This is a genomic window from Nonomuraea sp. NPDC049504, from assembly GCF_040676845.1.
Lineage (GTDB): Bacteria > Actinomycetota > Actinomycetes > Streptosporangiales > Streptosporangiaceae > Nonomuraea > Nonomuraea salmonea.
The window spans coordinates 130,794-144,506 of sequence record NZ_JBFAPT010000013.1 but is presented as its reverse complement, the minus strand read 5'-3'; the positions used below and the strand labels follow the sequence as shown (position 1 = coordinate 144,506).

The window sequence follows — 13,713 nt, the reverse complement described above, 5'->3', positions numbered from 1 at the left end:
GGAAGACGATCCTCGACAAAGCCCGAGGCCGAGTCCAGAACAAGACCGCGTACGTCAAGCGGGCCCTCGAGAAAGACCCCCGCCCCTACCTGCCGCAGAGGCAGACTGAGACATCCGCACCAGCGGCCGGCCGGTGCACCACCCACCACCAAGACCTGCCCTGCCGAGGCTGCGCAGCCGACGCCAAAGCACGAAAGGATGAAGCATGACCACAGAAACTCCCTGCCCCTGCGACGGCGACGAAGGGTGGATCGCGCCCTGCCAGACCCACAAGCCCGCCGAATACCAGGCATGGCTCACCCAGCGAGCACCGCGACTCGCCGCCGCAGAAGCCGCAGGCGACCCCTTCGTCAAGCGACTCGAAGACGATCGGCCACCCGCGGCCGACATCCCCGAATTCCAGCCCTTCCGCGCCGCGCTTACCCCAGCCGCCCGCCAAAACTTCGACCGGGACTGGGACCTGTACACCGACAGCGAGCCCTGGCCCCATGCCTACGAATTCGCGCTCACCGTCCGCGATACCTGGCCCCAGATGGTCCAGCCCGCCGAACGCGACGCACTGCGAACGCAGCTGGCCGACGCCATCCCAGACGGCGACGGTTACCCGTTCGGCGGCGACACCAGCGGATACGAAACCGACGCCTACGACGGGCAGATCAGCGACCCCGCCGAACTTCTCGACGAAGCCGAGCAGGTCGCCGAGCTCATCCAACGCGCCCAGGCCCTCGAGGTGATGCTGCGACAGCACGCCACGTTGGCAGACAAGCCCACCCCCTGACCAGCGCAAACACCAAACCCACCCGCGCGCCGCAGGCCCGAAACCACGCGGAAGGCGCACCCAGAGCAGCCAAAATCAGACGGAAACCCATCAGCGCGAGCCGAGCACACCTCCTCGTCGCTGATGGGTTTTTCGCATGCACACAGACCGGCCTGACGCATCAGACGCACCACGCGAGACACGACGCACCACCTAGAACGCGCTGAGCTTTACCGTGAGACGCGAACAGGTGCAGGTCGGTACTCGGAGTACAACAAGACAGTTCAAGCGCTCTACGTCGATCTCAGAGCGTTCTAGCTACATAGGGCAAGATCAACAAAAGACGGGGGCTGGATGACTGGTCGCTTGGCGGCGGACCTGGCGATTCGGTGCCAAAGTAGATGATCAGCCCGGCCCGCGATTTATCGAACGTGTTTTCGTATAGGGTCCTGGCCGGCCCCCATCTGACCCGAACAACTGTACGAAAAACCGCGTGCGCCGACTCGCACACGTGCTCTGACCAGGCACGAAGCCCGTGATTAGACCGTTATCAGACCGCCGGGAAACCGTTATCGAAACTGGTTCCCCACATATCTAGGTCGGGCTAGGTTTGTCTACGTGCAGACACACAAGAGCGACAGAGCAGCGTGGGCGGCGGTCGGTGCCGCCGCCGCCGCGCTCCTCCTCGCGTACACACTGCCGGGAGGTAGCGACGTGACCAGCGCGCGTCTCGTCGCCGCCGATCCCGTCACGACCGTGACCGTAAGCGGTCCCCCCGGACCGCCCGGCCCGTCCGGACCCCCCGGACCCCCCGGACCGCAAGGCGACCCCGGCCCGTCCGGACCTCCCGGACCGCAGGGCGAACCCGGCGCGGACTCCACCGTTCCCGGACCGTCCGGACCTCCCGGACCGGCCGTGACCGTCACGGCCACCGGTTACCCGGTGCCCGGACCGTCCGGCCCCCCCGGACCGAAGGGCGACCCTGGACCGTCCGGCCCGCCCGGACCCAAGGGCGACCCCGGCGAGCCGGGCGCGGACTCCACCGTTCCCGGCCCGCAAGGACCGTCCGGACCGTCCGGACCTCCCGGACCGGCGGGAACGCCGGGCAAGCCGGGCGCGGACTCCACCGTTCCCGGCCCCACCGGACCGGCAGGAGTCGGCGAGCCCGGCCCCACCGGACCCGCAGGCCCTCCCGGACGTGACGGCAGCCCCGGACCGTCCGGCGAGCCCGGACCGACCGTGACCATGCCCACGGCCACGCCTATGCCGTCCGTCAGCCCGACTCTGGGCGAGATCAGCGCCGCCAACACCTCCGGTGACAGCGCGCTGGTGGTTCTGGCGGCATGGATGGCCGTCGTTGCCGCAGTCGGAGCCGTAGCGCTCGGACTGCTGATCAGGTGGTGGCGACGCCGCCGCCGAACCGCGTACGTCATCCGCCCGCGTGTCGATAGCGGTCGCGCTATCGATGACACGCAGCACTTCTAACCAACCAACCAACCCGCCCGCCCGGACCGTCCGGGCGGGCACCCCAAGGAAGGCAGATCAATGCTCAACGTCAACCCGGCCGCTCTGTTCGACGCGATCGAAGCCGCTGGCGTCGCCCACCCGAAGACGTTCGGACGGCTGGGCGTCTCCCGCCCGACCGGCTTTACCGTGCTGGGTCTGGCCGCTACCGGCCGCCTTGACGAGCTGGCCAAGGGTGAGAGCGAGGGCAGCGTCGCCGACCGGATCATGACCGGTGACGAGCTGGCCGACCTTCCCGCCGAGTGCGTTTGGTCGCGCGGCAGCGGCAAGGCACAGATGAAGATCAGCAGCTATGCGCTGATCGGCATGCACGTGGCCGCCCAGGTCGGTTTCGGTGACGCGACTCTCAAGGAGCTGGGCAAGCTGCCCGGCACGTCCGCCAGCCAGGTGCAGAAGCTGCTTGCCGAGCTTCCGACCATGGCGGAGTACCGCAAGGAGATCGAGGCCCGCCGCAAGGCCGCCGCCAAGCGCGCCGCCGACGTGGCCGCCGTCCGTCAGGTGGTCGAGTTCGCGGAGCGCTTCAAGGTCACCCCGGCTGAGGAGCACTTTGCCGACGCGATGAAGGCCCGCGACCTCACGTGGCCGCAGGTCCAGGAGATCGTCGCGTCTCTGGCCAAGGAGCCGGAGGCCAATACGGACGCCGACGCCGACGAGCCCAAGGCCGACGAGTCCAAGGCCACCGCCTAGCAGCACCGGGCGGCCCGTGACGCCACCACGGGCCGCCCGGCCCCACCCCGACCGACCAACACACATCGCCACAGGAGGCAGCAGCCATGATCAGCCGAGCGCAAGCCGAAGTAGCCCGGGACCACGCGCGGAACGCGCACCAGGCCCTAGCCGACCACAGGAGCAAGTGCCGCCCGTGCGCAGAGCAGGGCATCCCGTGCGTGCTGGGCAGCATGTTGCAGCGCGGCGCGGCCAAGATCTCACGGGAAGCCGCCGACGCCCTAGCGGTCTACCTGCCGCGCGGAACGGAAGTCACCTACCAGGGCGACCGCACGGAGTACCGGGGGCAGGTGTTCACCGTCATCGGGCTATCGACGCGTTGCCCGTGGAACGGCTACGTCCTCATTGCCCACAAGGTTCGCCCGTTCTTCGCGACCCTGCCGAGCGTCCAACCGAGCAGCCGGGAAGCCCGGCAGCGCGAGCAGTTCGCCGCCGTCAGGCGCGTTGCCGCGCAGTGCTGCGCCGTGCTGGCACAGCAGCGCGTCATGGTTGACGTGAAGGTAGAGCGCAGCGACGCCGGTACCTTGCTGGTCACGTGGAGCAGCGCGGAGTTCATCGGGGCGGAGACCCGCGCCGAGAAGGAGAGCGCGACGAAGGCCGGACAGTACATCGCCGCAGCGCTCTACCTCCTGCAAGCGCTACGCGCGCACACGCAGCGCAAGGAATGGGGCGAAGTGGCGCGCGACGCGTACAGCGCGGGCAGGCTTGCCGAACGCGCAGGCGTTCGCCTGTAGCGCGCGACGCGCCGACCAGCGCCGGACCGGTCGAACGGTCCGGCGCTTTCGCATGCCCCCGGGGGTACCCCGATGGGGGCCGGCCGGGGCTGCTTTCGGCTTGGTACCTGCGGAAACAGTTTGATCTTGTAGTGTTGTGGGCGTTCTTCGACGGGTCGGGGGTGCCGTGTCTGGTTTTGCTTCTGGTGTGTCGCCGGTGTCGGGTGCGTGTGTGGGTCCGTGTAATGGCAGGTCGCGGCGGGCGTGGGCTGCTTTCGAGCGGGCGCGTGATGAGCATGCGGATTTGGTGGACGCGTGGGCGCGGGGCGGCGAGGTGGGGGAGCCGCCTGCGGAGCCGGAGGTTCCGGAGGTGAGGTGGCGGCCGGGGGAGCCGCTGGTGTGTGGTCGGTGTACGGCGTCGGTGCGGGCGGCGTTGTTGGAGGTGGACACGTTCGCTTCGCAGTTGGCGCGGGAGGCGGATGGGTTCCGTCCGCCGTCGAAGTGGTCGAGGGTGTCGGGGTCGCGGCCGAAGCCGGCGGTGTCGCCGGTGGGGGAGTTGCTGGAGAAGTTGACGGGTGGGCTGCTGGACTTCGAGGGTCGGGCGCGGGTGTGGCTGGGTGCGGGGTCGCGGCCGGGTGGGGTGCGGTCGGCGGTGGCTCGTTCGCGGGCGGTGGGTTGGTTGGTGGAGTCGGGCCGGCTGGAGTCGGTTCTCGCCGCTGAGGACTTGGTGGGCCTGGCGGAGTTCGCGTTGTCGTGGCGGCTGGTGTTGGAGCGGGTGGTGGGGGATGAGCCGCCTGCGTGGTCGCCGGCGCGGTGCCGGTGTGGTGAGCGGTCGTTCCGCTGGGACGCGCGGGCGGGCTTCTACGTGTGTGCGGCGTGTGGGTCGCACGTTTCGGAGGGGGAGGCGTCGGCGCGGGTGGAGGAGGAGGCGCCTCGTTGATTGCGGTTCCGCTGTCGGCTTGCGCGGGGTGGAACGCTGTGTAACACTTCCGGGCGACGGAGAGACGTGTGCCCTCGGACTGATCATGGTTCGGGGGCTTTTCGCTGTTCGGGGGTGTTGGTGTCCCCTGTGACGGCGAAGATCGCTGCTGCCCGGCTGGGCCGGGAGGCGGTGACGATCCGGCAGTGGGCGCGCCGGTATGGCGTGCAGGTGCTGGGTCGGGTCGGCCGCGAGGTTGTGTACGACTTCGCTGATCTGGCGACGATCGAGGGCTGTATCTGGCGGGGCGACGACGTGCCTGATTCGCCGGAGGGCCGGGATGCGTTGCGGGCTCGGCTGGCGGCGGCTGCGTGAGACGAGACAGGCAGGGGTGGCTGTGATGGTTCGGAAGTATCAGCGGGTGGCGGGCGCGGAGCGCGAGGAGCTGAAGGCGGAGCTCAAGCGCCGGTACATGGACGGGGAGTCGATCCGGGGGCTGTCGCTCTCGACGGGCCGCTCGTACGGGTTCGTGCACCGACTGCTGGAGGAGGCGGGGGCGCCGCTGCGGCCGCGGGGCGGCAACCGCAGGCCGGCGGCTCGCGCGGTGTGACCCGGCTCAGGGGACAAGCAGGTTGATGGCGACGCCGATTGGGATGGATACCAGCGCGCCGAGGGCGAAGAAGATCCACTGCTGACGCCGCTCAGCCTGGATGGTCGCCTTTGTCTCGCCAACGAGGATCTCGCGAATTCTCTCCGCCTGTCCCTGATCGATTTCCAGGAGTCGCTGTTGCTCTTCGGCTTGAGCGATAAGTGCTTCGCGGGCAGCTTGTTGTGCTGCGAGGTCGCGCTGTAGGTCATGCATCAGTGCTGCGGCTTTGGTGAACGCGGTGTTTACCTCGCGAATGCGATCATGCAGTTGGCGGCTGGGATCCTCTGCCGCGCGCTTGAGCCGACGTTTCCTGTCCCGTTCGAGTAGGTGGACTAGGGTCGGGCTGCCGACGAGGAAGACAGCGCCTACGGCGATCACCCACCAGCCTTCGGACAAGTTGGGGGCTCCCTTGATCCGGAGCAGCTCCACCGCTAGCAGTACGACGCCAATGAACGCGCCCGAAGCCAGCCCCCATCTCCATGCACTCCAGTACGAGAGGATTGGGCGTCTAGGTGATGACATGAGGTAATTACAGCCGATGTGCTTCGGCGGCGCTGGCTATTGATCAGAACCAGGTGTGATCCGGAGTTCGATTTCGCGTTGGTGATCATTTGCTCTCTGGTTCATGATAACTTCGCTTATCGTGAGCTAGAAATCAAGATCATCCCTCGCGAAAGGCTCCTCGTGAGCGACAACCTCCCCGGCCGACTCCACTCAGCCGACGCCATCTCCCTCGACGACGCCGAGCTGTACGCCCGGCTGGCCGCCCTCGACGAAGCGGCCGAACAGATCGACACTCGCACCGCGAACACCAAGCGGAACTACGCGGGCGACTGGCGGACCTGGCAGACATACACCGCCCAGACCGGCATCCCGCCCATGGCCGCCACCCCCGGTTCGCTGACCGGATTCGTCCTATGGCTCGCCCAGCGTGGCGACGCGCCCGCAACGATCCAGCGCAGGCTCTACGGTGCGACCGTCATGCTGCGCGAGCAGGGAGTGACCGTCCCGGATGAGGCGCCCCGGAAGGCGCGCGACGTCCTGAACGCTCTCGCGCGCAACCTTGCCGAGCAGGGGGAGAAGCGGGGCCGCGGGCAAGCCCCAGCGGTGACAGTGCAGCAGCTCCGGAAGATGTCGGCGGCGCTGCCGCACACGCTCAAGGGCCTGCGAGACCGCGCGATCCTGACGGTCGGGTTCGGCATGGCCGCGCGCCGGTCGGAACTGGCGGGCCTGCTCGTGCGTGACGTCGTGCTCCTCGACGAGGGGCTGAAGGTCCACGTCCGGTACGGCAAGACGGGCGGCCGTGCGCCCGCGATCAAGCGGGGCACGCACCCGCTGACCTGTCCAGTGACGGCGTGGCAGGCGTGGGTCGAGGCGGTGGAGCTCGAAGCAGCCAGTCCTGCGTTCCGGAGGATCGACCGGCACGGCAACGTGCTCGGGAAGATGTCGCCACAGGCTGTCGGTAACGTCGTCACCGACGCGGCCGAGTTGGCGTCCCTCGACGGCATCACCGCGCACAGTCTCCGTTCGGGATTGGCGACGGAAGCGCGCCGGGCCGGCCATGACGCGAAGACGATCGCCGAGCAGGGTGGATGGTCGCCCACCTCGGGCGTGCTGTACGGCTATATGCGCACCGTGGACGAGTGGGCGGACAACGCCACGGCGGGGCTCGGGCTATGACGCGCGCACTATGGGGCTACCCCCCGATCCCGGATCGGTCGCGCGAGTCGTTGGACCGCTTCTTGCGGGCTGAGCCGACGCGGCACCGATGCGGCCGGCCCACGAAGCACACTGGAGCCCCATGTCGGGTGCTGCTGCCGTTCTACCGTCCCGCGTGTAGGCAACACATGACCCCAGAGGAGCGCGCGGAGTCTGACCGGCTCGACGCGGTGAACGCCGAGCAGGAGGCCGCCACCGCAGCCTGGCGGGAAGATCGCGAACCGGCGTGCTGGAACTGGCCGGTGCGGCTCGGCCCTCTGGAAAATGACAGCCCGGTGACGGCGCTGGTCTATTGGCAGGACGGGCGCTGCGCGGTGTGCGGCGGGCATGACGGTGATCGGGTCTGGGACCACGACCACGCGACAGACCTGGTGCGCGGGCTGCTGTGCGTGAGCTGCAACCTGCAAGAACCGGGCGGTGGCGCACTGTTCGAGCGATACCGGCTGATGCCACCGACGAAGATCCTCGGCCTGCGAATCGAGCACTTCGGCTATCCATCGCGGTAACGAGCAGGGGGATGATTTGCCCAGGTCGAAGTCAAGTTCAATGGACAAGTCGGCCTGGGTGCACCACTGCGGCCATGTGAACCTGGGGATGTGGACGGACCGGGCGGTGTGCGGCGGCTGCCGGGTTCCGGTGGTGGACGCCGAGGATGTGGAGCAGTACCGGCTGGCCCGGATCTGGTGAATCTGCGCAATCTTCGCATTCGTCGCGTTGGTGCGCATTCGGAACACTGATCGCTCAGATTCGCATGTCCCAGTTGCACGCTGACGCGTGATCACGATCGTCCGAAGGTCATTGGATAGGTCCGAATGCTGATCTTGTTAGCATTCGATCTAAGACGTTTTCACAGGTCAACCGACGTAACGACAAACACGAAGTCGGTAACCCCTCGCCAATCGGGTCACCGGCTCCCCGTTGCGCCCTCGCTCATCCCGTCTAGGCATCAGGAAACAGTGGTGCAGCCATTGGTACTAAGCGGGGTCCCGCTTCCATGGAGACGGCTCGGCGATCACGCCTAGTTCATCTGTCGTCCACGGCCTCGCGCGGTCGGGCTAGGCGGAGGGTCAGATTATGCACCAGGCCGTAGTCGTCGATGTCGAGCCTGTCGATGATCGGGCCCAGACCCATGACCCGGGTGGACAGTTCTCCGTTGGTCACGCCGTACCAGTCGGCCGCGATCATCGCGTTCACCTGTTCTGGGGTGGTGGCGAACAGCGTGGCGATGCCGAAAACGGCTTCGGGGTCGGGGGGCCGACGCGTACGTCTCCGGGTCCGTTCCATGCGCCGTGCTCGACCATGTTCCGCCACCAGCCGTGGGAGCGGACGCGGTTGCATCCTACGGACATGGCGATGTAGTCCATACGGTCGGCGATGGCTCGGGCTGTATCGCGAAATGGCGTTCTGCTCATATCTCCTTGTCTACAGGATATGAAGAATCCGCATAATAGAAATACTCAAAGGATATGAGTGATACGTCATCTCAAGATGCGTGGCGAAGAGCTGTATGCGCGGACGACAGCCGGATCCGCGGAATGGTTGTACCACTGTTCCCCGACGCCGGGGTCGGCGGCGCTGTGCTCTGTTGACGCTCCTGTTGATGACCCCTACCGATCACTCCTCAAGGAGGTCCGCCGTGGCGCTGCGCCCTCCGTTCCAGTACTACGGCGCCAAGGGCAAGCTCGCCCCGTTCCTCGCCTCGCTGCTGCCCAAGCACGAGGTGTACTGCGAGCCGTTCGCCGGGTCCGCCGCGGTGTTCTTCGCCAAGGACCCCGCGAAGATCGAGACGATCAACGACATCAACGGCGACCTCGTCGCGTTCATGCGCACCCTGCGGGACCGGCCGCGTGACCTGCAGCGCGCCATCCAGCTCACCCCGTACGCCCGCGCCGAGCACCAGGCGGCCAAGCTCGGCGACACCACGGCGTCCGACCTGGAGCGCGCCCGCCGCTGGTGGATCCAGTGCACCCAGTCCCGAAGCGGTGAGGCTGGCGCGTCATGGCGGCGGCCGACGTCGCGCACCCGCGTCAACAACCCGATGACGTCGAAGCGGATGGGCGCCGCGCTGCGCTGGCACGCGGACCGGCTGCGTGAAGCGTTCATCGAGCAGTGCGACGCCCTGGAGCTCATCGGCCGGATGGACTCGCCGGACACGGCGTTCTACCTCGACCCGCCGTACCTCCGCTCGACGCGCAACGCCGCCGGCTCGGGCCGGTACGTCAAGGAGATGGACGCCGACGACCAGCACCGCCCCCTGCTGGAGCTGCTGAACTCCTGCCGGGGGACGGTCGTCATGTCGGGGTACCGGTCGGACCTGTACGACGAGCTGCTGTCGGGGTGGCGCCGCATCGACTACCGGGTTCGTCAGGCGTCGTCCGACGCGCGCGCCGTGGCGGTAGAGTCGATCTGGGTCAACAGGTAGGCGATGTCGGCGGCCGCGCGCTGCAAGAACTCCGCCACGGCGTACTCCACTGCTCGCCGGGCTCAAGCAGCCGGCGGCGAGATGACGTTGGCACTGGGCTCGGAACTAAAGTTCCGAATCCTTGCGGAGTCCGATGAGCGTGGAGCCGCAATCAGGACAAGGTGGTGAGATGGCGCTCTCAAAATCGCCCAGCACGCATCCTGCGCAGAGCACTGTCGGGCATGTTCGGCATTCCATGCCCACGCTTGGACTGTAAAAGTTAACGTCGGCACCGTTAGGGTTCACCCGGCCGACGGGCCCGCCACACCTGCGGCAGTAACTCATGTTCAGAGCACGCAAGGTCTGTGGAGATTGCGGATGACCGAGAAACGCAGCCTTCGCGAGATGAACTTCACCTTCCGTGTGCCGGCCCAGGCGCCCGAGGACCATCCCAAGGGTGTTGTGTCCATCGAGGTGGTTAGGGTCGAGCTCAACGCACTTTTGGAGAGGCGCGACCGCGGCATCGGGATCACCAACTTGAGCCAGCGATGCGCCAAGCAGGAACTGCGCGTTGACCGAGTTTGGCTCAAGCTGGGTCGCGACGGCGAAGGACGAGGCTGCCTCTCGGTGAGACCCTTGCTTCCACATGCGCACGCCGTTTTCGAAAGCGTCCTGCGCTTCCACTTGGTGGTCGCCCTGTTGACCGTCGTTAGACGGATTGCGTTTCGGACGGCGGGAGAATATCCCCATCGGCAGCTCCAAGCGATCGACTGACCATCGCTACGACCGTATCAATGTGCCGCCGTGAGGGGTCCCGAATCACTGGGGCGAACCGAAACATTCCTGCGGGGCGGGCCCGATTAGGCTGACGCCTGGACCAGAGCCTTCCCTCGACAGCCTGCGCGGGTATCCCGTGTACCCGCGTCGCTGCAGCTCTTCATCTTCCATCACGCCTCTGTCTCTGCTGGGCGGCGCGGCCAAGCGACCCCTCATCGTCCACCATGAACCGGAGGTGCCGTGCCCGCCATCGTGTCCCAGACCTACCGCATGGTCGCGGTCGGCGACCTCGAGCCGCACCCCGACAACCCGCACCGCGGCGACGTGGACGTGATCGCCGAGTCGATCGCGAAGAACGGCTTCTACGGCACCGTCATGGTTCAAAAGTCGCGGATGCGGATCATTGCAGGTGAGCACCGCTGGCGCGGTGCGAAGAAGCGTGGCTTGGCCGAGGTGCCCGCCCTGGTGATCGACGTGGACGACGACACCGCCACGAGGATCATGCTGGCGGACAACCGGACCGCCGAGTTCGGCGTGTACGACGAGCAGGTCCTTGCCGAGCTGCTGCGCGGCCTCGACGACTTCGACGGCACCGGCTGGTCCGACGACGACCTGAACGACCTGCTCGCCGACATTGATAGCGGCCTCGCAATCGTCGAGGACAGCCCGGCCGGTCGCCGGCCCGCCGCGGCGGACGACGACGAGGAAGACGGCCAGGAGCGGCCGCGGCCGCGTATCGACCTCGACGACGACGAGGACGACGAGGACGACCTGGACGATCACGGCGCAGACGAAGCGCCGCCGCCCCGCCCTAAGGCCGGCCTGACGGCTGACCTGCTCATCACGTTGACCGCTGCCGAGCACGACGAGGTGAACGCGCTGCTCGGCGGTATCCGAGCCCGCGACGGCAACGCCAGTACCGCGCAGATCGTGTTGGCCGCGCTGCGCGCCTACGCCGACTAGCAGACCGGGAGTCCCCTCATGGTTGTCAGCAAGGCCCGCCAGGTCGAGATCTCCCAGCGCCGCTACCAGGCGGTGCAGATGCGGATCGCCGGGGTGTCGCCCACGGTCATCGCTGATCGGTTGGGCTACTCGGGCGCGGCGTCGGTGTCGAAGGACATCGACCGGGCGCTGCAGAAGGCCGCCAAGCAGGAGCAGATGGCCAGCGAGCAGCTGCTGAAGCTGGAGATCGACCGGCTCGACCGCATCATGGCGAGCCTGTGGCCGAAGGTCATCAAGGGCGAGGTACAAGCCTGCGAGACCGCGCTGAAGTGCATCAACCGGCGGGCGAGTCTACTGGGCCTCGACTTGATCAACCGCAACGGTGTCGCGGACGGCGACATGGCGTCGCTGCTGGGCAACATGCTGATCCAGCTGCAGCAGCGGCACGCCGTGCCGGACCCCGACACCGACACGATCCTCGAAGGCGAAGTGCTCGCCGAGATCGAGTCGGGTGATGACCTGTGACCACGCCGGCGGCGAGCCCGCTGACGCTGTCGCCCAAGCAGGAGCGCAGCATCGCGGAAAGCACAGCGCGCCTGAACATCTGGAGCGGGGCGATCCGGTCGGGCAAGACGATCGCTTCGCTGCTGCGGTGGCTGATCTACATCGCGCAGGCGCCCCGCGGCGGGTCGCTGGTGATCGTCGGCAAGACCAGCGACACGATCGCCAGAAACGTCTTCGATCCGCTTACGGACCCTGCCATCACGGGGCCGGTCGCGCGGCGGATCATCTACACCCGTGGCGCCCCGACCGCGAACATTTTGGGCCGCCGTGTCGAGATCATCTCGTCGAACGACGCTCGGTCGGAGAACCGGCTGCGAGGTATGACCTGTGCCGGGGCGTACGTGGACGAGGCCACGCTGATCGAGCGGGAGTTCTGGGACCAGCTCCTCGCCCGGCTCAGCGTCAAGGACGCCAAGTTGTTCGCGACCACCAACCCCGACGCGCCGAACCACTGGCTGAAGCGGCAGTTCCTCGACCGCAAGCATGCGCTCGACCTGCGGCACTGGCACTTTACGTTGGACGACAACACGGCGTTGGACCCGGCGTACGTCAAGGCGCTCAAGGCCGAGTACACCGGGCTCTGGTACAAGCGCTTCATCCAGGGCCTGTGGGTGATGGCCGAGGGCGCGATCTACGACATGTACGACCCGGATCGGCACGTCGTGGACGAGTTGCCGCCCATGGAGCGGTGGCTGTCGGTGGGCGTGGACTACGGCACGGTCAACCCGTTCGACGCGATCCTTGTCGGGGTGTCCACCCCGGACGACAAGGGGCAGCGCCGCATCTACCTCGCGTCGGAGTTCCGGTGGGACTCCCGCAAGGAGCGGCGGCAACTCACCGACGCCGAGTACTCGCAGAAGCTGACCGACTGGCTGGACAACGTGCCCGGCACCTACGGTCCCGGCACGCGGGGGGTGCGGCCGCAGTGGGTGGTGGTGGACCCGTCCGCCGCGTCGTTCATCACTCAGCTTCTTCGCGATGGGTTCACGCCGACGATGGGCGACAACTCCGTCAACGACGGCATCCGCACCGTGTCGAACCTGCTGGGGGCTGACCACCTGCGGGTGCACCGGTCGGTGTCGGGGTTCCTAGACGAGGTCGGATCGTACGCGTGGGACGACAAGCGGGCCGAGCGAGGCGAGGACGCGCCCGTGAAGGTCGATGACCACGCATTGGACGCCGTCCGGTACGCCCTGCACACCACTCAGGCGGCTTGGCTGCCCATGCTGCAGCCGGCCTTCTGACCCCATGAACGCGCACCCCCCGTTCTGTGGCGGGCTGAGGAGGTGCGCCCGCTCCGCACGTCCCACCCACGTGCGTCGAGCAGATGCGGTTCCCGGCCGCTGCCGTTGAGGGGCGGCGGCGGCCGGGACCGTCGCCTACGCCACATCTTGCGACACAAGCGAACGTCAGGGCCATCCGCAGCGGGTGGCCCTTCTGCATGTCCGGGAGGGCACACGATGCGGGACAACGCGCGACTGACCGAGGGAAGCCACTTGGGCGCCGGCGTGGGCGGCCACGACGCTGCGCGGTGGCGTTGCCACTGGAAGCTGGAGAAGTACCAGGGCGACGACACCGGCCCGGCCGCCACACCGTTCGAGACGATCGAGCGTGAGGGCAATTTGCTCATGTACGGCGGGGTGGCCGCGCTGTGGCACCGCCTCACCGGCGGCAGCAGCGTCGCCGCGTTCGACGCGAGCAACGCGCGGATCGGTGTCGGCGACGGAACTGCCGCCGAGGATGCCGTGCAGACCGACCTGCAGGGCACCAACACCGTCCGCAAGGGCATGGACGCCACGTACCCGCAGCACACGGACGGCACCGACGCTACCGCTGCCACGGTGACGTTCCGGTCCACGTTCTCCACCTCCGAGGCCAACTTCACCTGGCAGGAGTGGGCCATCTTCAACGCCGGCAGCGGCGGCCGGATGCTGAACCGCAAGGTGGAGTCCCTGGGCGAGAAGACTTCCGCCGCGAGCTGGGTGTTCACGGTGCAGCTGTCCCTGGCCTGATCCCACGCGA

17 protein-coding genes are annotated in these 13,713 nt (G+C 67.5%); 14 read left to right on the top strand and 3 right to left on the bottom strand.

Going from position 1 to position 13,713, the window contains the following annotated elements; translation table 11 throughout:
- The first annotated feature begins 205 nt into the window (after positions 1–205).
- From AB0K28_RS24985 to AB0K28_RS24960, 6 genes are all read left to right on the top strand, one after another.
- The gene (locus tag AB0K28_RS24985; RefSeq protein ID WP_364374265.1) at positions 206–778 is read left to right on the top strand and encodes a hypothetical protein; all 573 of its coding nucleotides are present in this window, start codon (positions 206–208) and stop codon (positions 776–778) included.
- A 1,524-nt stretch (positions 779–2,302) separates the two neighbouring features.
- Positions 2,303–2,968 (top strand): hypothetical protein, encoded by a 666-nt coding sequence (locus AB0K28_RS24980; RefSeq protein WP_364374262.1) that lies wholly within the window; start codon positions 2,303–2,305, stop codon positions 2,966–2,968.
- A gap of 200 nt (positions 2,969–3,168) precedes the next feature.
- The gene (locus AB0K28_RS24975) at positions 3,169–3,741 is read left to right on the top strand and encodes a hypothetical protein (RefSeq protein ID WP_364374259.1); all 573 of its coding nucleotides are present in this window, start codon (positions 3,169–3,171) and stop codon (positions 3,739–3,741) included.
- A gap of 283 nt (positions 3,742–4,024) precedes the next feature.
- Positions 4,025–4,660 (top strand): TFIIB-type zinc ribbon-containing protein, encoded by a 636-nt coding sequence (locus AB0K28_RS24970; RefSeq protein ID WP_364374256.1) that lies wholly within the window; start codon positions 4,025–4,027, stop codon positions 4,658–4,660.
- Between the two features lie 129 nt (positions 4,661–4,789).
- The gene (locus tag AB0K28_RS24965) at positions 4,790–5,014 is read left to right on the top strand and encodes a hypothetical protein (protein WP_364374253.1); all 225 of its coding nucleotides are present in this window, start codon (positions 4,790–4,792) and stop codon (positions 5,012–5,014) included.
- Between the two features lie 16 nt (positions 5,015–5,030).
- A complete protein-coding gene (locus AB0K28_RS24960) occupies positions 5,031–5,249 on the top strand; it encodes a helix-turn-helix domain-containing protein (RefSeq protein ID WP_364374250.1) in 219 nt (72 codons plus the stop codon).
- A gap of 6 nt (positions 5,250–5,255) precedes the next feature.
- Here the strand turns inward: AB0K28_RS24960 and AB0K28_RS24955 are convergent, their stop codons facing one another.
- Positions 5,256–5,717 (bottom strand): hypothetical protein, encoded by a 462-nt coding sequence (locus AB0K28_RS24955; protein ID WP_364374247.1) that lies wholly within the window; start codon positions 5,715–5,717, stop codon positions 5,256–5,258.
- A 174-nt stretch (positions 5,718–5,891) separates the two neighbouring features.
- On the opposite strand from AB0K28_RS24955, the gene AB0K28_RS24950 reads away from it, so the two are divergent.
- The 3 genes from AB0K28_RS24950 (at position 5,892) to AB0K28_RS24940 (ending at position 7,694) form a co-directional block, all read left to right on the top strand.
- A complete protein-coding gene (locus AB0K28_RS24950) occupies positions 5,892–6,968 on the top strand; it encodes a tyrosine-type recombinase/integrase (RefSeq protein ID WP_364374642.1) in 1,077 nt (358 codons plus the stop codon).
- A 128-nt stretch (positions 6,969–7,096) separates the two neighbouring features.
- Entirely contained in the window at positions 7,097–7,513 is a 417-nt protein-coding gene (locus AB0K28_RS24945) for an endonuclease domain-containing protein (RefSeq protein ID WP_364374244.1), read from the top strand.
- Positions 7,514–7,553: 40 nt separating this feature from the next.
- The gene (locus AB0K28_RS24940; RefSeq protein ID WP_364374242.1) at positions 7,554–7,694 is read left to right on the top strand and encodes a hypothetical protein; all 141 of its coding nucleotides are present in this window, start codon (positions 7,554–7,556) and stop codon (positions 7,692–7,694) included.
- 336 nt (positions 7,695–8,030) lie between these two features.
- Here AB0K28_RS24940 and AB0K28_RS24935 read toward each other — a convergent pair whose 3' ends face one another.
- A complete protein-coding gene (locus AB0K28_RS24935) occupies positions 8,031–8,291 on the bottom strand; it encodes a hypothetical protein (protein WP_364374239.1) in 261 nt (86 codons plus the stop codon).
- A 352-nt stretch (positions 8,292–8,643) separates the two neighbouring features.
- Here AB0K28_RS24935 and AB0K28_RS24930 point away from each other — a divergent pair, with 352 nt between their 5' ends.
- A complete protein-coding gene (locus AB0K28_RS24930; RefSeq protein WP_364374236.1) occupies positions 8,644–9,429 on the top strand; it encodes a DNA adenine methylase in 786 nt (261 codons plus the stop codon).
- 105 nt (positions 9,430–9,534) lie between these two features.
- Here AB0K28_RS24930 and AB0K28_RS24925 read toward each other — a convergent pair whose 3' ends face one another.
- On the bottom strand, positions 9,535–10,056 hold the full coding sequence (locus tag AB0K28_RS24925) for a hypothetical protein (RefSeq protein WP_364374639.1): 522 nt from the start codon (positions 10,054–10,056) through the stop codon (positions 9,535–9,537).
- A gap of 399 nt (positions 10,057–10,455) precedes the next feature.
- Between AB0K28_RS24925 and AB0K28_RS24920 the strand changes: the two genes are divergently transcribed.
- The 4 genes from AB0K28_RS24920 (at position 10,456) to AB0K28_RS24905 (ending at position 13,703) form a co-directional block, all read left to right on the top strand.
- Positions 10,456–11,148 carry a ParB/RepB/Spo0J family partition protein gene (locus AB0K28_RS24920; protein WP_364374233.1) on the top strand — a complete coding sequence of 231 codons (693 nt, stop codon included), beginning with the start codon at positions 10,456–10,458 and terminating at the stop codon, positions 11,146–11,148.
- Positions 11,149–11,166: 18 nt separating this feature from the next.
- On the top strand, positions 11,167–11,652 hold the full coding sequence (locus AB0K28_RS24915; RefSeq protein ID WP_364374230.1) for a hypothetical protein: 486 nt from the start codon (positions 11,167–11,169) through the stop codon (positions 11,650–11,652).
- A complete protein-coding gene (locus AB0K28_RS24910; RefSeq protein ID WP_364374228.1) occupies positions 11,649–12,935 on the top strand; it encodes a PBSX family phage terminase large subunit in 1,287 nt (428 codons plus the stop codon). The genes AB0K28_RS24915 and AB0K28_RS24910 overlap by 4 nt, the downstream gene beginning before the upstream one ends.
- Before the next feature lie 252 nt (positions 12,936–13,187).
- On the top strand, positions 13,188–13,703 hold the full coding sequence (locus AB0K28_RS24905; RefSeq protein ID WP_364374225.1) for a hypothetical protein: 516 nt from the start codon (positions 13,188–13,190) through the stop codon (positions 13,701–13,703).
- Positions 13,704–13,713 lie beyond the last annotated feature (10 nt).